Source organism: Paenibacillus sp. FSL H3-0302 (genome assembly GCF_037982245.1).
Classification (GTDB): Bacteria; Bacillota; Bacilli; order Paenibacillales; family Paenibacillaceae; genus Paenibacillus_AQ; species Paenibacillus_AQ odorifer.
Genome location: NZ_CP150284.1, coordinates 4,584,173 through 4,603,630, shown reverse-complemented (window position 1 = coordinate 4,603,630; position 19,458 = coordinate 4,584,173). Strand labels below are relative to the sequence as shown.

The 19,458-nt window shown below is 45.3% G+C and carries 18 protein-coding genes; 13 read left to right on the top strand and 5 right to left on the bottom strand.

The window, feature by feature from the left end; all coding sequences use genetic code 11:
- Positions 1 to 26: 26 nt before the first annotated feature.
- From MHH50_RS20435 to MHH50_RS20415, 5 genes are all read left to right on the top strand, one after another.
- Positions 27 to 1,007 (top strand): ABC transporter ATP-binding protein, encoded by a 981-nt coding sequence (locus tag MHH50_RS20435; protein WP_036685707.1) that lies wholly within the window; start codon positions 27 to 29, stop codon positions 1,005 to 1,007.
- Positions 1,000 to 1,989 (top strand): ABC transporter permease, encoded by a 990-nt coding sequence (locus tag MHH50_RS20430; protein WP_036685819.1) that lies wholly within the window; start codon positions 1,000 to 1,002, stop codon positions 1,987 to 1,989. Before MHH50_RS20435 ends, MHH50_RS20430 begins: the two co-directional genes overlap by 8 nt.
- Positions 1,990 to 2,158: 169 nt before the next feature.
- Positions 2,159 to 4,141 (top strand): DNA topoisomerase IV subunit B, encoded by a 1,983-nt coding sequence (gene parE / locus MHH50_RS20425; protein WP_076127597.1) that lies wholly within the window; start codon positions 2,159 to 2,161, stop codon positions 4,139 to 4,141.
- A gap of 178 nt (positions 4,142 to 4,319) precedes the next feature.
- Positions 4,320 to 6,761 carry a DNA gyrase subunit A gene (gene gyrA, locus MHH50_RS20420; protein ID WP_076127599.1) on the top strand — a complete coding sequence of 814 codons (2,442 nt, stop codon included), beginning with the start codon at positions 4,320 to 4,322 and terminating at the stop codon, positions 6,759 to 6,761.
- Between the two features lie 192 nt (positions 6,762 to 6,953).
- Positions 6,954 to 7,385, top strand: coding sequence for a MarR family transcriptional regulator (locus MHH50_RS20415; protein ID WP_076127601.1), 432 nt, complete (start codon positions 6,954 to 6,956; stop codon positions 7,383 to 7,385).
- A 777-nt stretch (positions 7,386 to 8,162) separates the two neighbouring features.
- On the opposite strand, the gene MHH50_RS20410 is transcribed toward MHH50_RS20415, so the two are convergent.
- Together MHH50_RS20410 and MHH50_RS20405 are read right to left on the bottom strand one after the other, a co-directional pair.
- Complete coding sequence (locus tag MHH50_RS20410; protein WP_340033323.1) at positions 8,163 to 8,909, bottom strand: RluA family pseudouridine synthase; 747 nt, start codon at positions 8,907 to 8,909, stop codon at positions 8,163 to 8,165.
- Positions 8,910 to 8,912: 3 nt separating this feature from the next.
- A complete protein-coding gene (locus MHH50_RS20405; RefSeq protein WP_036685718.1) occupies positions 8,913 to 9,776 on the bottom strand; it encodes a class I SAM-dependent methyltransferase in 864 nt (287 codons plus the stop codon).
- A 231-nt stretch (positions 9,777 to 10,007) separates the two neighbouring features.
- Here MHH50_RS20405 and MHH50_RS20400 point away from each other — a divergent pair, with 231 nt between their 5' ends.
- The 4 genes from MHH50_RS20400 (at position 10,008) to MHH50_RS20385 (ending at position 12,682) form a co-directional block, all read left to right on the top strand.
- Positions 10,008 to 10,838 (top strand): helix-turn-helix domain-containing protein, encoded by an 831-nt coding sequence (locus MHH50_RS20400; RefSeq protein WP_312151068.1) that lies wholly within the window; start codon positions 10,008 to 10,010, stop codon positions 10,836 to 10,838.
- 85 nt (positions 10,839 to 10,923) lie between these two features.
- A complete protein-coding gene (locus MHH50_RS20395; RefSeq protein ID WP_076127607.1) occupies positions 10,924 to 11,289 on the top strand; it encodes a VOC family protein in 366 nt (121 codons plus the stop codon).
- 171 nt (positions 11,290 to 11,460) lie between these two features.
- Positions 11,461 to 11,913 carry a flavodoxin gene (locus MHH50_RS20390; protein ID WP_076127609.1) on the top strand — a complete coding sequence of 151 codons (453 nt, stop codon included), beginning with the start codon at positions 11,461 to 11,463 and terminating at the stop codon, positions 11,911 to 11,913.
- Position 11,914: 1 nt separating this feature from the next.
- Positions 11,915 to 12,682, top strand: coding sequence for a hypothetical protein (locus MHH50_RS20385; RefSeq protein WP_340033322.1), 768 nt, complete (start codon positions 11,915 to 11,917; stop codon positions 12,680 to 12,682).
- A 94-nt stretch (positions 12,683 to 12,776) separates the two neighbouring features.
- Here the strand turns inward: MHH50_RS20385 and MHH50_RS20380 are convergent, their stop codons facing one another.
- The 3 genes from MHH50_RS20380 to MHH50_RS20370 all read right to left on the bottom strand — a co-directional run bounded on the left by MHH50_RS20380 (position 12,777) and on the right by MHH50_RS20370 (position 14,512).
- A complete protein-coding gene (locus MHH50_RS20380; RefSeq protein ID WP_076127613.1) occupies positions 12,777 to 13,622 on the bottom strand; it encodes a GNAT family N-acetyltransferase in 846 nt (281 codons plus the stop codon).
- A gap of 81 nt (positions 13,623 to 13,703) precedes the next feature.
- Positions 13,704 to 13,997: a GNAT family N-acetyltransferase gene (locus MHH50_RS20375; protein ID WP_076134638.1), complete on the bottom strand. Its 294-nt coding sequence runs from the start codon at positions 13,995 to 13,997 to the stop codon at positions 13,704 to 13,706.
- 323 nt (positions 13,998 to 14,320) lie between these two features.
- Positions 14,321 to 14,512 carry a hypothetical protein gene (locus tag MHH50_RS20370; RefSeq protein ID WP_340033321.1) on the bottom strand — a complete coding sequence of 64 codons (192 nt, stop codon included), beginning with the start codon at positions 14,510 to 14,512 and terminating at the stop codon, positions 14,321 to 14,323.
- Positions 14,513 to 15,138: 626 nt separating this feature from the next.
- Here MHH50_RS20370 and MHH50_RS20365 point away from each other — a divergent pair.
- From MHH50_RS20365 to MHH50_RS20350, 4 genes are all read left to right on the top strand, one after another.
- Positions 15,139 to 15,387 (top strand): hypothetical protein, encoded by a 249-nt coding sequence (locus MHH50_RS20365; protein WP_340010687.1) that lies wholly within the window; start codon positions 15,139 to 15,141, stop codon positions 15,385 to 15,387.
- Between the two features lie 157 nt (positions 15,388 to 15,544).
- On the top strand, positions 15,545 to 16,447 hold the full coding sequence (locus tag MHH50_RS20360; RefSeq protein WP_340033320.1) for a winged helix-turn-helix domain-containing protein: 903 nt from the start codon (positions 15,545 to 15,547) through the stop codon (positions 16,445 to 16,447).
- 234 nt (positions 16,448 to 16,681) lie between these two features.
- On the top strand, positions 16,682 to 18,430 hold the full coding sequence (locus MHH50_RS20355) for an ABC transporter substrate-binding protein (protein WP_036685737.1): 1,749 nt from the start codon (positions 16,682 to 16,684) through the stop codon (positions 18,428 to 18,430).
- Between the two features lie 64 nt (positions 18,431 to 18,494).
- Entirely contained in the window at positions 18,495 to 19,448 is a 954-nt protein-coding gene (locus tag MHH50_RS20350) for an ABC transporter permease (protein WP_076130810.1), read from the top strand.
- Positions 19,449 to 19,458 lie beyond the last annotated feature (10 nt).

The window sequence follows — 19,458 nt, the reverse complement described above, 5'->3', positions numbered from 1 at the left end:
GACAGTCACAAGGAGCTAAATTAAATATGACAAAAGCGAATAGTGAAGACTCCGGCACAGTCGTCTTGTCTGTGGACGGGGTACGTAAAAAAATAGGACGAAAATGGATTATAGATGATGTCACTTTCGATGTGAGAAAAGGGGAGATTTTCGGCTTTCTCGGGCCTAATGGGGCTGGGAAGACGACCACGATCCGCATGCTTGTGGATTTGATTCGACCTACTGAGGGCAAGATTACAGTATGTGGGTACAATGTGAACCGAAATCCGGAAAAAGCATTGCAATATGTAGGCTCTATCGTTGAGAATCCTGAGGTATATACCTATTTGACCGGGTGGGAGAATTTGCAGCATTTTGCCCGGATGCAGCCTGGCGTAGACAATGAACGTATTAGCGAAGTGGTAGATATTGTTCGATTAGATCAGCGGATACATGATAAGGTAAGTACATACTCGCTTGGGATGAGACAACGATTAGGCATTGCGCAGGCGCTGTTGGGACGTCCACGGCTGCTTATTTTGGACGAGCCGACGAATGGACTTGACCCTAAAGGCATTAAAGAGCTGCGAGAATTCATTCGCAAGCTGGCGGATGAAGGGCTGGCGGTGTTCGTATCGAGCCATCTGCTTAGTGAAATTCAGCTTCTTTGCGACCGTGTAGCGATTATTAGTAAAGGGCGTGTATTGGCAGTAGGTGCGGTAGATGAGCTGATCGCTCGTAATTCGCCGTATGTACTTTGGGAGCTGGAGCCTTTTGCTGAGGCCCGGGAAATGCTGGCTGATCGTTCAGATATTCAAATTCAGAAACTGGAAGACGTCACATTAGATGACTCAATTATTGCCGGGATGGGCCCCAATTCTTTAATAACGATCATGGATCAGGATCTGATCCCCGAGATTGTGGCCGTAATGGTTACTGCTGAAATTGAGGTGAGAGCTGTGCATAAAATTAATCCGACACTGGAACAGCTATTCTTGAAACTAACGGAGGGTGAGAATGTTGAGTAACTTGCTTCCGCTAATCCGTAATGAGTGCTTGAAGATTATAAAAAAGAAACGGTTTTATGTTATACTGCTGATTCTGATTGTACTGGTGCCTATGTTCACCTATGCACAGATGCGTTCAGCCGAACGGAGTCGGGAGAAATTTAATTCCGATTGGCGGCTTGAGATCCAGCAGCAGATTATCGATAATCAAAATTCACTGGGCAGTGACCGGATTCCAGAGGAATGGAAGACTTATCGGCGAATATTTGTACAACAGCTTCAGTATTATCTTCACCATGACGTTAATCCGAATGAACCTAGCGGGGTTACCTTTACCCGAGAATTTATGGATAATTCGGTTACATTATTTATTCCGTTGCTCATTATGGCGGTGGCCTCAGATTTGGTCTCGGCCGAAAGGACAACTGGAACTATCAAAATGCTGTTGACTAGGCCGGTCAAGCGTTGGAAGGTGCTCTTTAGCAAAATGACAGCACTGCTAATGTTTGTCTCGCTTATCGTACTTTCCACATTTGCAATCAGTTACTTTATCTCTGGTCTCGCCTTTGGTTTTAAAGGTTTTAATATTCCTGTTTTTACAGGCTTTAAAATCAGTGGTGATTCGCTAGATATGTCTACTGTACATGCAGTGCCCCAGTGGAAATATATGCTTATGCAAGGTGGTTTGATTTGGTTCGTCAGCGTAGTGGTTGCACTGCTCGCGTTTATGATCTCGGTGCTTGTTCGCAGTACTGCGGCGAGTATAGTAGTTATGATGGCAGCGCTGATTGCAGGTAGTATACTGACCAATATGGCCTCTGCCTGGACAACAGCAAAATATTTATTTATGGTAAATCTTGGACTGACCAGCTATTTGTCTGGTACTCCCGCCCCCATTGAAGGGATGTCCTTGTCATTTTCCATGGCTGTGCTGGCTGTATGGGGGGCCGCTTCGGTGATCATTTCATTCGCCGTCTTTACGAAAAGGGATATTTTGAATTAGAATGAACAAAGTGACCAAAACGTTTGTTTGCATTTCTTAGAAATATAGGAGAGTATAATTTCACGTTATATTCTATCCTTAGGTTTTTGGCAGTAACGGATACCGTTCTTAACATAAAGGACGGCCAAGCCGTTTCTTCTTAGTATAGAGAAAAGAAGGAGGAGCATGAATGCTCGAACAGATCGATATGTTTGCTGAAGTTTCTAATAACGGCGAGAATGGCCGTACTGGATACGATGCTGACGACATTCAAGTGCTCGAAGGTCTGGTTGCAGTACGCAAACGACCTGGCATGTATATCGGCAGTACGAGTTCTTCAGGACTACATCATTTAGTATGGGAAATCGTAGATAATGCCGTAGATGAGCATTTAGCCAAGTATTGTACAAAGATTGACATACTGCTTCGCAAGGATGGCTCGGTAACCGTTAGCGATAATGGACGGGGGATCCCAACTGGAATGCATAAGACAGGGGTACCTACCCCGCAAGTTGTATTTACAATTTTGCATGCGGGCGGTAAGTTCGGTGGATCGGGTTATAAAAAATCAGGCGGTTTGCATGGCGTAGGGGCTTCTGTCACAAACGCTTTGTCTGAATGGCTCGAAGTAGAGATTTATCGTGAGGGCAAAATCCATCGGCAGCGGTTTGAGTACTGGGTGGACAAGAAGGGCAAGGAGCATGTTGGCGAACCTGTAACTGGTCTTGAAGTTCTGGGTAACACCAATAAAACGGGTTCGAAAATTACTTTCAAGCCAGATATTCGTGTCTTCCCAAATGGAATTGCTCTGAATTATGACACGCTGGCAGAGCGGGTTCAGGAGATTGCTTTTCTGAATTCCGGTCTGCGTATTACACTGCAAGATGAGCGGAGCAACCGTCAGGATGAGTTCTTTTATGAAGGTGGAGCTAGTCAATTTGTGCAGTTCCTCAACGAAGGTAAGGATGTTCTCCATGATGTTATCCATTTCAGTGCAGAAAAGGATGATATCGAGGTAGAAGTAGCTCTGCAATACAACGGAGGCTACACAGAAACCTTGGCTTCCTTCGTAAACTCCATTCCAACTCGCAGCGGAGGCACACATGAGACCGGCTTTAAAACTGCGTACACTCGTGTATTAAATGAATATGCCCGCCGCACGCAATTGCTTAAAGAAAAAGATAAAAACCTGGAAGGTAATGATCTGCGGGAAGGCATGATGGCTGTCATCAGTGTAAAAATGTCCGAGGTTGAATTTGTTGGACAGACGAAGGATCAGCTTGGCAGTGCTTCCGCCCGTAGTGCAGTAGATTATATCGTTTCTGAAAATATGGCGCGTTTCTTGGAAGAAAATCCACAAGTTGCGCAGAGCCTGCTGAAGAAATCGATTCAAGCGTCGAAAGCGCGGGAAGCGGCACGTAAAGCCCGCGATGAGATCCGCACAGGCAAGAAACGCAGCGAAAGCTCGAATCTTGGCGGTAAGCTGTCTCCTGCACAATCAAAGGACGTTACACGTACGGAGCTGTTCATCGTGGAAGGTGATTCCGCCGGTGGTTCAGCTAAGCAAGGCCGTGACTCTAAGATTCAAGCGATATTGCCGCTAAAAGGTAAACCGATGAATCCGGAGAAAGCTAAGCTGCTGGACATCCTGAAGAACGACGAGTATAAAGCAATTATTTCTACAATAGGTGCTGGAATTGGTCCGGATTTCACCGTCGAAGACAGCAATTATTCTAAAATTATCATTATGACCGATGCCGATACCGATGGAGCGCATATTCAGGTGCTGCTGCTGACATTTTTCTATCGTTATATGAAGCCTTTATTAGATGCAGGTAAGGTCTTTATCGCTCAGCCTCCGCTTTATAAGTTGACCCGCAAAACGGGTAAGCTGGAGACCGTAAGGTATGCATGGAGTGATGAAGAGCTGCAAAATTACTTAAAGGAATTCGGCAAAAACTTCGAGCTTCAGCGTTATAAAGGATTGGGCGAGATGAACCCCGATCAGCTGTGGGAAACAACGATGAATCCAGAGTCGCGTACGCTGCTTCAGGTACAGATTGAGGATGCCGCTAAGGCGGAGCGCCGTGTTTCAACACTTATGGGTGACAAAGTCGATCCACGTAAACGCTGGATTGTTGAAAATGTCGATTTCACCGAAATTGTAGAGTAATGTCAGTGCTGCAAGTGACGATAATCCCGATTTTCTAAGAGCTTGGTGATTTATGGGACCTAGGGGAATTTTGGAACTGTAGGAGAGATAGTGCCCGGAATTCCAAAAATCTCTGAAGTACCTGAGACTCACCACACTATTTTAAAACGGGCAGTTTGAGGAACAGAAGGTGAGCAAAGTGAGTAGTTTATCAGAACAATTTTTGCCGGCATTTCTGGAAGAGGTCGTCGGTGACCGCTTTGGTCGGTATTCCAAATATATTATTCAGGACCGGGCAATCCCCGATGTCCGTGATGGACTTAAACCCGTGCAGCGCCGGATTCTTTATGCGATGTACGACTCCGGCAACACCCCTGACAAGCCATACCGCAAGTCAGCCAAAACTGTCGGAGATGTAATGGGTAATTACCATCCACATGGTGACTCCTCTATTTACGATGGTATGGTACGTATGGCACAGCCTTGGAAGATGGGGCATGTGCTAGTTGACGGTCACGGCAACTGGGGCTCCATGGACGATGACCCAGCTGCGGCAATGCGTTATACAGAAGCACGGCTGTCTCCCATTGCAATGGAGATGATGCGTGATATCGAGAAGCGGACGGTCTTGTTTAAAGATAACTTTGACAATACGGCCAAAGAGCCTGTTGTGGTTCCTTCCCGGTATCCGAATCTGCTCGTAAATGGCACGAGTGGGATTTCTGCGGGTTTTGCTACTGAAATTCCGCCACATAATCTGCGTGAAGTAATTGATGCTTGTATCGCAGTGATGCAGAAGCCAAATATTGAGCTGGAAGAAATTATGACCTTCATGAAAGGTCCGGATTTCCCTACAGGTGGCACAATCATGGGCGGAGACGGCATCATGGATGCTTACCGCACAGGTAAAGGCCGTATTTACCTGCGCTCCAAAACAGAGATTGAGAATATGCGGGGCGGCAAGCAGCAAATCGTGATCACGGAAGTTCCATTCCAGATTGTAAAATCACGGTTGGTTACTTCCATGGAGAATATTCGGCTGGAGAAAAAGATCGATGGCATTGCCGAGGTTCGTGATGAGAGCGGCCGTGAGGGACTGCGGATTGTAGTCGAACTCAAAAAAGAGGCTGATGCTCAAGGCGTGTTGGCGTATCTGCTCAAAAAAACCGATCTTCAAATTACCTATAACTTCAATATGGTTGCTATTGTTAACAAAGCACCTCAGCAGCTTGGTCTAAAAGCCATCCTGGAAGCTTATATCGCACATCAGCGTGAAGTTGTGACTCATCGCACCCAGTTCGATCTGGAACGCGCTGAAGACCGTGCTCATGTCTTAGAGGGCTTAGTTAAAGCACTAAACATCCTGGATGAGGTTATCGCTGCGATCAAAGCGTCGAAAAATCGTCAGGATGCTCAGAACAATCTCGTATGGATGTTCGGCTTCAGTGAACGCCAAGCCGATTCGATTCTTACTTTGCAATTGTATCGTCTGACCAATCTGGAGATCACTTCACTCCAGAAAGAGTTAGATGAAATGATGGCAAAGATTACACATCTGCGCGGCATTTTGGATAGCGACAAAAAGCTAGTTGCTGTAATTCGTAAGGAACTGCTGGAGATTCGCGACAAATACGGCATTGATCGCCGTTCTCTGATCCAAGGCGAAGTCGAGGAGCTCAAGGTTAGCCTTGAAGCGCTGGTCAATGCGGAGGATGTGCTCGTTGCTCTTTCAGCAGATGGTTATATTAAGCGGACTAGTATGCTTTCCTTCACCCGTTCTGGTGGGGAGCGTCATACCTCAGGCGTCAAAGAAGGCGATCATATCGTCAGGCTGCTGGATGTAAATACCCGTGACAGTCTGCTGGTATTTACCCGCAAAGGGCAATACTTCTTGCTTCCTGTGCACCAGATCCCGGAGTTTAAATGGAAAGAGCCTGGTACAGCGATTGTGAATGTTATTGGATTGTCTAAAGGAGATGGAATCGTTAGTGTGATTCCGGTGAATAATCTAGATGATCCGCAGCAGAGCCTTGTGTTTGTCACCCGTCGGGGTCAGGTGAAGCGTACAGAGCTCAAGGAATACTCTACAAGCCGTTCTGGAGCTGTAGCGGCCTGTAAGGTAGCCGAGGGTGATGAGATCATTACAGTGGCTTCTAGTACGAATGACAAGGACATTGTGCTGGTCACCCGTGAGGGAATGAGTATCCGATTCCATGAGAATGAGGTTAACCCTATGGGTCGCGTTGCATCCGGTGTAAGAGGAATTCAGCTGCGCGAGGGCGACGAGGTGATTTCCTGCTTCTGGGTCAGCGAAGATGAAGGCGAAATCCTTGCTATTTCTGATATTGGTTATGCGAAACGTTCATTACTTGTGGATTATCCATCACAAAGCCGTGGTGGCAAAGGAATGCCAACCTTCGAATTCAAGGAAGGCAAACGAATACGTCCAAATGGCAGCAGGTTAGCAGGGGCTTTCTATTGCAAGGAGCCGTTGGAACTGAATGCCGTTACCCGTGAGAATGCCCACCATACGTTCTCCTCTGAATCAGCGCCGCTGGGCGAGCGTCGTTCTACAGGCAAACAGATTGTAGCTGTGGAGAAAAAGGATGAGATCATAAATCTTTTCCCATCAGTTCATTAAAACTAGCGATTAACAAGTGATTTTATAACGGCGTTTAGTCCGCTCTTTTGGAGGGTTGACTAAGCGTCGTTTTTTATTTTTTTATGCTGAAGGTCCGGCAGATTTATTTTTTCTTCGTTTGCAGGAAATGGAAGTTGTTTCGCGAAAATGTAGATATACCGGATAGAACCGCGAGGAAAGGAAGGAATAAGTGTGCATGCTTCTGAATTCAGTAAAATTTGGCATAAGATTTTAAAAGATTATAAATTACATATGGACAGTAATCTTGCTCCAACGCTGACGGATGCCCAACTTACTGTACTTGAACTGCTTCAGGAACGCGACGCCATGAAGCCTTCTGATCTGGCTCCACATTTGGCGACCAGTCCTGCAGCGGTTACGATGTTACTTGATCGGATGGAGAAGCATGAGCTTATTGTGCGGGAAAGAGATGCTTCGGACCGGCGGATTGTATGGGTGAGTATAACGGAGACTGGAATGGAAGAAACTGCACGGGGTCTAAAGATCCGCAGTGATTTTTTTGCGGAAGCGCTTGATCCGATCTCCTCTCATAACCAACAGTTACTGCTCTACTTAATGGGCAAAATGGTTGTTACAACTACACCGGAGGGTTCTACACCTTGAAGCAAATAGCTTGGCTGTATCACTAGTGCATTTAGAGTATGTAGAAGCATTTAGAGTATGTAGAAGCATTTAGAGTATGTAGAAGCATTAGAGTATGTAGAAGCATTTAGAGTATGTAGAAGCGTTTAGAGTATGTAGAAGCATTTAGAGTATGTAGAAGCGTTTAGAGTATGTAGAAGCGTTTAGAGTGTTTTAGAGCAATTAGAGGCATCTAGATGTATTTAGTTGTATTTTGTACAGCTATTGTTTGCTATTTACTCGAGTGATGAAATATAACTGTATTTTATACAACTATTTTCTTGATTTACTTCTCTTTTTGCAGTTTCCCTGATTTTTAATTGTAAAGAGTACACTTAAAATCCGATCTATTGCTTTTTTATTCGGAATAAGTGTATAGAATGCAGTTATCTTACTTTTCATTTCAGATTCCATCTAGGATCCACTGCTGATCCACTGCTGATCCACTACTGATCCACTACTGTACCACTGCTGATCCATCGCTAAACAGAGCGGTGGATCGTTAGCTAAGTTCAGGCTGGAAGGTGGAAGGAATGTTTAATCTCGAAGGGATTTTTAATCTCAAAGGGATATTCAATGCCCGGCTGGAATAATCGGACTAAGCATTCGTGCGGAGCTAGGAAGAACACTCCAACGTGGACCCTCTTCCCATTTTCTGTTCATGTAGCAGACGCAGAAACAAAAAAAAGGCAGTGATTCTCCACTAACCGGAGAGTCACTGCCTCGTTTTTATCGTTTCATTGCCTAAAAAGGGCTGCTTCAGGACAGCCCTTTTTGTAGTGTTTCACGCGGCCACAGATCCCAAGGATGGGTTTGTGGGGGCAGAGAGATGAGTTCCACTTCTTCTTTAGTAACAGGATGAGGGAATCCTACAAGTGCTGACCATAACGCAATTTGTTGCCCCGGTCTGTTCACTGAAGCCCCGTACTTCTGATCACCGTATAATGGACAGCCGATCGAACTCAGCTGCACCCGAATTTGGTGGGAACGCCCTGTAAGTAAATCAATCTTAAGCAGGCTGTATCCTTCTGCACTGTCAAGCACTGTGTAATCCAGAATTGCTTCCTTGCCGCCGGAAGTTCCTTTTCGAACCACGGTGACGGTGTTACTCTTTGCGTCTTTAAGCAGCGTATCTGTAAGACGGCCACGAGTGGCTGGCGGTTTACCATGCACGACTGTTAAATACACCTTATGAAAGCCGTGAGTACGGACACTCTCGGATAGTCTTGAAGCCGCTTTGGAAGTCTTGGCAAAAATCATTGCGCCCCCAACCGGTCGATCCAAACGGTGGACCAGACCTATATAGACGTTGCCGGGTTTGTTGAAACGTTCCTTCACATCTTCTTTCAGCAGGTTCAGCAGGTCAGGATCGCCTGTTGCATCCTCCTGAACAGGAATATTCACGGGTTTTACAATCCCCAGAAGATGGTTGTCTTCGTACAACACTTCAAAGCGTTGTGATCCGCCGCTTACAGCCTCATTGTTGCCGGAATTATGCTGTGTCATGGCTTACGCCTCCCAGCGACCCAGGATACCACATGGCAGGTTCATGCCGGAGGAGGTGATCGGAAGACCAATTTCGCCGGAGGTAAGTTTTCCGCCATAACGTTTGCCCATGGTCATGGACAACATGTTGCGCAGTACAGTTGGAGAAATTCCAGTGGTGTAGGAATTAATGAGCATGAACAATGGGTTGTCGCTCATAATCTCCATACAGCTCTCAAGGAAAGGGTACAAACTTGATTCAAGCTTCCACATTTCTCCACCAGGTCCTCTTCCGTAAGAAGGAGGGTCCATAATAATCGCGTCATATTTGCTGCCGCGGCGTTGTTCACGTTGTACGAACTTGAATACATCATCCGTGATAAAACGCACTGGACGTTCTCCAAGACCAGACAGCTGAACGTTTTCTTTCGCCCACTGCACCATACCTTTGGCTGCATCCACGTGAACGACAGACGCACCGGCACTCGCCGCTGCCACAGTAGCTCCACCTGTGTAAGCAAAAAGATTCAGCACTGAGATTGGACGGTTAGCCGCTGCAATCTTGTCCATCATCCAGCTCCAGTTGGCTGCTTGTTCCGGGAATAGTCCTGTATGCTTGAAGTTTGTAGGACGTAAGTGGAATTTTAATTTACCATAGCTAATCTTCCAATCGTCCGGAATGGTTTTTTTCATTTCCCATTGTCCGCCACCAGCGGAGGAACGGTGATAATGTCCGTGCACATCACGCCATTTAGCGGTCTCATTATTTAGAGGCCAAATAATCTGTGGATCAGGACGACGCAAGATAATATCGCCCCAGCGTTCGAGCTTCTCTCCACCGCCTGTATCAATTACTTCATAGTCTTTCCAATCGCTCGCTATATACATGATTTAATCCATCCTTCAAAAAAATTCATTTAGCCTTTATTGTACAACATTTCACCTGATTGCTACAAACAAATTACGCCTCAGCCAGCTTCACCAATTATTTTGTCCAATGCTAATGAAGTGTATAATATTCCCATGCTTATGCGGCTATTCAACTGGTGCTTCATGACTTGATTGTGTATGATCAGATAGTAGAGTTCTTACCCTATTTACGATCGGAGAACTAAAGCTATGTTCAATCTCTCACCGCTGTATTTCCCTATAACTGCAAAACCCAACCACACTAGTGAGTTTCTGCCCAGCCATGCCTTGCAGCCGTTTATTCGCTGTTTTTGGGGTTCTGTAGATGTGGAGTCTATACAACAACCTGAGACGGAGACAATAATTCCGGACACCTGTATGGATATTATTTGGGATTTGGATAGAGAATCAGGCAATACAAACACTTTTTTCTCCGGCATTAATGACAATCCATTTGAAGTCTCTTCAGACAGAAAGCCAGGGGGGAGTTCAACCTTTGGTATCCGGTTTCATTTCTGGGCGGTTCATTTTTTTGCAGATGATCATCTGCGGAATGTCTTGAACGCACATGTCGATGTAGAACAATATTTTGGCACTTTTAAAAAAGAGCTTGGTCATCTATTGGAGAAAGTAAACTCGATGGACGAAAGGATTGCGGCCGCTGAAGCCTATCTGCTTCGTCGTCTTGAGCGTAGAGGGCGGACTAACGATCGGATGATGAACGCAGTCTATACTATGGTTAAACAAAAAGGGATTGTGACCGCAGAGGATTTGGAGACCAGTTCTAATTTAAGCAGACGACAACTTGAACGGCTTTTTCAAGAATATATAGGTGTATCGCCCAAAAAAACAGCAGATCTCGTGCGGTTTCAGAATGTATGGCGGGAGATGTGTCATTTACCTGGGCAGACAAAGAATATGCAGGATCTTATTTTCGCGTATGGTTACAGTCACCAGTCCCATTTTATCAATAATTTCAAAAAATATGCAGGAAGAACCCCACTTGAAGCCTTGGTCTATGCAGGCCGAAGAATGTCGTGATTTTGCAATACAAAGCGTGTCAACCTTGTTAGACTAAACCCAAGTAAGAAATGAGACATATTATGAGAATGAGAGGGGACAAGTTATGATTTCGTCTTTTGAAGGGACTAACATTTACACTAAAGATACTGCGGTGTCAGCTAAATTTTATACGGAGGTACTAGGAATTCCTATGCCTTTCGAAGGTTACGGTAATTTCGACGGGGCAAAGCTTGGCTTTGGCAAGAAACAGCCGGGAATTATTATTTGGGATGCTGCAAAGTGGGAAAATCTTACGACAGGTTTTGTTAATTTAGTATTCGGCTGTGATAATCTGGATGAGACATACGAGCAGTTGAAAGCTAAGGGACTGGATTGTCAGCCACCTGTTACGATGGAATATGGCGGTAAAGAAATGAATTTTCGTGATCCTGATGGGAATCACATAACCTTGCTGGAAGGTGCTTATTAAGCTTCTTTTTAAGAAAAATGAGACGGAGCGCAAACCTCAACCGTGTGTAATAACGGGGAGTTTGCGTTTTTTTAACTTTATTTATTGACAATGATAATCATTATCAAATAGAATGAGGTGAAGCGTATATGATTTAAATTTAAGGTGTTAGTAGGGGAGGAACAGGAGTTTATGGCTAAAGTGCTTGTGGCATATGCTAGTTTAACTGGCAACACTGAGGAAATGGCTGAATTGATTGTAGAGGGAATACGCCAAGCAGGCGGTGAGGCTGTTTTGAAGTCGGTCACTGAATGTAATGCGATTGAGATAAAATCATATGAAGGCGTTCTGCTAGGGGCATACACTTGGGGAGACGGAGAGTTGCCGGATGAATCTCTTGATTTCTATGAGGAGATGGATGAACTTGATTTGACTGCTATGAAGTCAGCAGTTTTTGGTAGTGGAGATACAGGCTACGCCATTTATTGTGGGGCAGTGGATGTTATCGAGGAGAAGCTAAAGGAGCGTGGAGCAGTCATTTTGCAAGATAGCCTAAAGATTGAGTATGGCCCGAATGCTGCCGAAAAAGAAGCCTGCCGTCAATTCGGACGTCAATTCATCGAAGCCTGTATGGCGGTAACCTAAGATGGGTGGGCCAGTGGGAAGTTGGTTTAACAAACCAAGGGATGTACATACCCCTCCGTATAAACGGCTGCACGATTATCGCATGGAGCATATTATGCTGGGCGGGACTGAGAATTTAGCTAGCGGAGCTCCAGCGACGGGGCTCCCACGCTGGCGTCAGCAGGTTCAATATGCTGTGGGGCATACACTTAATGACTTCTATAGTCTGTTGCCGGAAGTGCGAAGAGAGACACCTATACAATTTCTGTTAGAACACCGGTGGCCTCCTAGGGGAGATGCTTTTCCCTCCCTTTTGCAATATTGGGATATCAAAACGAGTGTAGCTGATGAGCTTATGCGTATCGTTTCAAGCAATCATCTACAGGAGATTCCAGTGATGTTATATGAACAGTGGCATGTTCCAGTTCCAGCGCTGAATTTGGAGTTATCGATGATTACGCAGCTGGCTTGGAACTCTTCAAAAAGTGGCCGAAGCGTGAACATTCAGAAATTTATGGTTAATGGCAATGAGGATATCATCACTGGATTTATGCATATGGCCAATGTTTTTTGCCATCATGCTTATGGTGAGCCAGCGGAGACCGTGGAAGTTTTCTCGCTGCTGGATGGACGTAAATACTGCTTTGATGGAGAGGCAATCTCGATTATGGAGTCACTGGATTATGTGCGTCTGTTATCCGTATTTCTTGAGCGGGAAGTGTTAGCTGACGGTTCCTTAAGCTGCAGCGATCGTAGAAATGAGAGAGGCGAAGCGAATTATTTACTATAATAAATAGACCTCCTTATCTGCAGGTTAGAACACCAGCAAGTAAGGAGGTCTTATTGTGACTGCTTTATTAAAATCTCAAGAGTAGGTCTGGGGATTAGCCGATATATCGGTAATAATCCTGTTTATTCTGAATGACAAAGCCGCAGCTCTCATACAGCTTAAGTGCATTGGGATTATCCAGTGCGACCTCCAGATTTACTCCATTATAATTTTTGCGCTCTCGTTCGATGGTCTGAAGAAGGGCGCTGCGGCCAATGCCAAGCCCACGTAGCTTTTTATCGACTGTAAATCCATAGATCCAGGATTCATTATCTTCAGTCCACACTCGCATCTTCCCAACAGGCCTGCCGTCCATCTCGATCATAATATTCTCTTGCATACCTTCCTGTTTGTGCAACTCATACTGCTCTGCAGCATCTTCTGTCTTCATATCAAAACCTCCACAATCCAGTTCGACCAGAATGTGTGCCTCTTCTTCACGAGCTGGCCGTAAGACGACAGTCCCTGTTGCTGAGCTGACATCAGATGACACCATGGAATTGCCATCCCATTTCATTTGATATTCAGCGTGATTGAACTGCAGAGGCAAGGTTTGCAGGAAAGCAGTTCCAGATGAAGAAGCGGCGGGTGCATTTAGAAGAAGAGTAGAGACTTTATTGCGCTTGATTATGGTTTGTGCTCGGTTCCACAGAGAGGTGAAGATTCCGCGTCGACGGTAGCCTGGCCGAACCATGCCACAGACCTCCATATCGCTTCCAAAACCATAGAGTCCCAAGAAACCGACCAGTAATTCGTCCTCATAAGTCACGAGCCATTCCGTATCACCTGCGCTTGATGGCTGGCGGAGCATATCCCAATTCAGTTTTAATGAGATTCCTTCATATTGCTCACAGCGTTGTTGTAATTCCTCAATATTCTTAAAAGTGTCGGCAGTCGTCAAACCCGTTTCCCCCTAAAGTGTATTTGAACTATTATAAGTTCGCATAGTTACTAAAAAAGCTTCGCGGAAACGGGAGCAGGTTTAAGCTCTCCCGCCAGTATTCCCGCTCAGCACGTCTTTGTACTCCGGGTGCTTCTCGAATTGATGCGCAGCATAGGAGCACACGGGTACAATTTTTAAATTCTCATTCCGAGCCTTGTCCACAACAGCACGTACAAGCTCTTGTCCAGTACCTTGACCGCGCAGTTCTTCGGAGACACGGGTGTGGTCAATGACTAATTCCCCGGCTTCTTTATCCAAACTGTATGTGATTTCGGCAAGGTCCTTACCGTCATTAGCAACAAAAAAACGTCCGTTTTCATTTTGAATTTGCATCTTATGGCTTCACTCCTAATTAGTTATTGCCTATATTTTACTACCATGAATTGCAAAAAGCGAGGAGCGAACCAGATTGATTGTTCTTCGGGTTGAATGTTGTTTTCCTTGTTACCCGAGGATCGCTGCACTGCATTTTTGTTCATGTGGGCAACATGGCTATAGCAGAATATGAGCAAGTGAGAGTTAACTAACCTCGAGTATTTGTTTTGGTAAGCTGGGAACGGTGGAATGCTGGAAGTCTGGAAGTCTGGAAGTCTGGAATGATGGGAACGCTGGGAACGCTGGAACCCCCGGAACCTCGGAACCTCAGAACGCTGGATCTATGGAACCCCGAACCCCGAACCCGAACCCGAACCCGAACCCGAACCCGAACCCGAACCCGAACCCGAACCCGAACCCGAACCCCGAACCCCGAACCCGAACCCGAACCCCGAACCCCGAACTCTCGCTTGTCCTAATCCTCTGCGGAATCTAACGGACCCAATTGACGCTATTTGCACATTTTTAGTCATTTGAGCAAAGTTTCGGACCCCAGTGCAGCTATTCCTTTGGAATAGTCGCGAAATAGGCATTTTTAATGCCCATAACGCCTATGGAGTCCGATAGCATGCTGAAAAGAGGATAATACTGCGAATAAGGTCAACTGTGTCCGATAGGTGTCCAATATCGTAGGATCCCGATCCGTCGCAGAAGCTTACGGTCCAGAGTCTTAATTCCCCACTGATGCTTAGGGACCCAGCAGACGCTATTCGCACATATTTAGCCTTTTGAGCAAAGTTTCGGACCCCAGTGCAGCTATTCCTTTGGAATAGTCGCGAAATAGGCATTTTTAATGCCCATAGCGCCTATGGAGTCCGATCGCAAACAAAAAACGGGATAATCCTGCGAATAAGGTCAACTGAGTCCGATAGCGTAGGATCCTAATCCGCAGCAGAAGCTTACGGACCAGAATCCTAATTCCTCACTGATGCTTATGGACCAGAGTCCTGATTTCCCCACTGATGTTTACGGACCCAGCAGACGCTATTTGCACATATTTAGCCTTTTGAGCAAAGTTTCGGACCCCAGTGCAGCTATTCCTTTGGAATAGGCACGAAATAGGCATTTATAGTGTCAATAGCGCCTATGGAGTCCGATAGTGCAGAGTTTTGATCTCCCGCTGGAGATTACGGACCCAGCAGACGCCATTAGCACAAGCTCAGTTGTGTCCGATAGTGCAGTCTTGATCTCCCGCTGGAGATTGCGGACCCAGCAGACGCTATTAGCACAAGGTCAATTGTGTCCGATAGCGCAGAGTCCTGATCTCCCGCTGAAGCCTACGGCAGACGCTATTAGCACAAGCTCTACAGAGTCCGATAGCGTCCACGCTAACGGAAATAACAGCTAAACCACCGTGCAATAAAAAAAAATTTGGCGCTGAAATAACAGCTAATGAATTTTTATGCACTCCCGTTTATAGAGTAGCTTGCGTATTCTCAGGATAATACAATAAGATTAAGAGAATATCTCACTACTGAAAAGAACCGCTAGCAGGAGGAATCATTGTGGAATACAAGGTTGAGGTTGAATTTGGATCGATTTATGAATTGTTGAACAGCTTACATACTTATCTCTGCAAAAAATCCTATAAGAAGATTGATTTAGGGGTAGCGTGGGCTAATGAAATTGAAAGCACGCTCAGTGAAGAGCTGTTATCCCGTCTGAAAGAAACCGAACTAAACAATGAGTGGAAAATGTTGAATCTGCTCATTTACTGTTGTCCATTTAAAGATGAAGTAGACAGTGTGTTGAACTGGATTGAAGGGTTATCGGTTGGCGAGTTATATGAGACCTTATCAAAATATGTAAAGGTATTTCCAAGCCATATGGAGGATTACCGTAACCGCGTAGTATTTTTACTCTCCGAGTGGAACCGCCAGTACTTTAGCCAATGCAATCCTGCGATTTTGAGAAAACTGCAGCAGCATGCGGATTCCAAGAACATGGAGCTTAATGGACTGGACACTGCGGATTTCGTGAACAAGACGACCAACGGATTTTACTTCATGCCTACGGATGGGCTTAAGAAGCTCGTACTGATTCCACAGTATCATTTTCAGCCTGCTAATATTATCTATTGCTACGGTGAATTAACGATCTGCCATTATGCGGCGTGGATATCGATGGAGAATGAGGAAATCTCCCCTTTTATGTACAGAGCGATCCGTAGTCTGAGTGAAAAAAGCCGGCTAAAAATCCTCCAAGCCCTGAGTGGTGGCCGTAAGACGTTTACCGAAATTGTTAAGCATGCGGGGATCTCGAAGGGGATTGTGCATGATCATATTTTTAATCTTCGTTGTGCAGGTTTACTTCATGCCTATATTGAAGGGGAGAATGTCACCGGATACAGTCTGCGTCTTGAAGGCATTCATCGGATGAATGAGCAGCTATTCGAGTATTTGAAATAATGATTTTTTAAAAATATAACCGCCTGAAAGCCAGGACTTCTCTTATGCAGAGAGGGTTTTGGCTTTTTTTATTTGTTTTAATTATCGCCTAATTCTGTTTATGGAGAATTTTTTTGAAGTTCTCTCTTTACAGAACTAAAAAACCTTTCTATAATGAACATCAGATATTATTCATACTTAACGGGTAGGAATTATAGTTATTATTCTATTCAGAGAGAAAAGGGAGATAGGTACATGAGAAAAAATGCGATTGTAATCACTTCATTACTGCTTACGGGGTCACTGTTACTTTCTGCTTGCGCTAACAACAGTAATAACGAATCCTCATCCGCAAACAATGCGGCTGCAGGCTCCAATTCAACCAATGTGGAAGCAACCACTGCACCAGAGATCGTTCCTGCGGGTGCTCTAAGCGAACCTTTTACTGCCACGGATTTATCCAAACTTCCAGCGGTGGCCCAGAAACGTACAGATACCATTATCGTCGGGCTTACGGACCCAAGCGGAGCGTTCACTCCTTATTTTCAACAAAGTGGTTATGATGGCAATGTCTCTTCACTGCTATACGCTTCTCTCGTAACTGTTGATGACAAAGGCGTTCCAACGCCGGAACTTGCGGAGAGCTGGGATGTTTCGGATGATCAGCTTACATACACTTTCCACTTGAGAAAAGATTTGAAATTCAGCGACGGTTCACCGTTAACAGCGGATGATGTGGCATTTACATGGACGATCCAATACGACAAATCGTATGATGGTAGCTCCCAGCTTCCATCGCTAAATGTTAAAGGCGGCAAAGCCTATAAGGAAGGTACATCCCCTACAGTTGAGGGCATTAAAGTAATTGATCCACAGACGATCTCAGCAACCCTTGAGCAACCAAACGCAACGGCGCTGGTACAGCTCGGCTCGAATGTACTGTCGAAAGCTTACTATGGCAAGGACTATAAAATTGGAAATCTTGAATACATTAAAAAGCTGCATGAGAAGCCACTTGGCGATGGACCTTACAAGCTGGAAAAATTTATTCCAGGTCAAGAAGTGCGTTTTGTAGCAAATGAGAATTATTTCAAAGGTAAACCAAAGACGGAGCATTTCATCTACAAAACTACGGAAGGCGACGTATGGCAGTTCGTAGAAACTGGTGAAGTGGACTACGCTTCCTTTAGTGCGACAGACGAGAATATCGAGAAGCTGAAAGCACTCGGTTTTGTGAATATTATTCCTTACACTCCAAGCACCTATGGTTACTTGCAAGTTAACCTGAAGCATGAGCAGCTCAAGGATAAGCTTGTACGTCAAGCTATTGTGTACGGTTTGGATCGTCAGAGTATTTATGTGGATGCAGCACAAGGTGCAGGGTCTATTGCCAACATCCCGGCATCGCCGATTTCCTGGTCTTACACTGAGGAAGGTATTAATCCTTACAAATATGATCCGGAAAAAGCAAAACAATTACTCGATGAAGCTGGCTGGACGGTAGGCGCGGGGGGGATCCGTGAAAAAGATGGCAAACCGCTGTCCATCCATTACCTCGGTTCGAAGAGTAAAAACACAGATATTTTCATCGCTGTAGCTAAAGAGAATTTTGAAGCGCTGGGTATCGAATTCCAGCCTGAGGTTTTCGCAGACTTTAACTCACTGGTATCGAAAGTAGAAGGTGGGGACTACGATCTCGTATCCTTCTCCACAAGCATGTTGACTGATCCGTCTGACGGGTTCATGCAATTCTTCGATGGAGAAATCACGGATTATGACAATCCGAAATTCCTGGAGCTGTACAACAAAGCCTTGGCCACTACTGATATTGAGGCGCGCAAAGCGGTATATAAAGAGCTGTATCAGCTTTTCAATGATGAACTGCCTATTATTTTTACAAGTTATAAAAAGACAGTATACGCCTATAACGGACGTATTGAGAATCTATCGGTCAGCCCGTTCATCGGTCTTGCTGGCAGTCTGCCAACTTGGAGCCTGAAATAAATAAACCAGTGTCCCCTGCCCTGACTGGATTCAAGGGCAGGGGACGAATCATAAGGAGTCTGTCATGAGCGCTTATTTATCGAAAAGACTGTTGTACATGGTCATCATCTTATTTGCGGCATCATTATTGATCTTCTGTTTGTATGCTTCAACTCCCGGTGACTTCATAACCGGAAATATTAAATTGACCGCTGAACGCAAAGCTGAGCTGCGTGAAATCTACGGCTTAAATAAGCCTGTGCTTGAACGGTATGGGATCTGGATGAAGAATGCGCTGCATGGTGATTTCGGGTATTCCTTAGCCCAACAAAAGCCTGTGCTGCAGCTTTTTAATGATTATATTTGGAATTCCTTTCTGCTGGCTGCCGTATCTACGTTTCTGACGTGGGTGATTGCGGTCATTATTGGCGTCATCTCGGCCTATAAGCAATATTCCTGGTTCGATACACTCGTGATGATCGCTATATTCGCAGCAATGTCGCTACCGTCATTTTTTATAGGCTTATTCCTGATCAAAATCCTGGCCGTCGATCTCAAGTGGCTGCCTCCAGGTGGAATAATCACCACGGGTAGTAATGCTACGGGTTTGGCTTACTTTAAGGAGATCGTAACGCACATGACCCTTCCGGTTGTGGTTATGACCCTTCTGGGATTAGGTTCGCTCACTCGTTATTTCCGCAGCAATATGATCGATGTCTTAAAACAGGATTATATCCGTACGGCACGCGCCAAAGGCCTGAAAGAACGCAAGGTGCTCTTTACACACGCCTTACGTAATGCCTTGCTGCCCGCAATTACACTGGTTGGTTTTGAGCTTCCGGCACTATTTGGCGGATCACTTATTATTGAGAAAATATTCAATTGGCCTGGGATTGGCCAACTGTATATGCAGTCCTTCGGACTAAGGGACTATCCTTTGCTGATGGGCTTTACGATGTTTATTGCCATACTTACCGTCATAGGAACGTTGCTTTCGGATGTTTTGTACCGGATTGCCGATCCTAGAGTTCGGCTATAGAGAGGAGGAA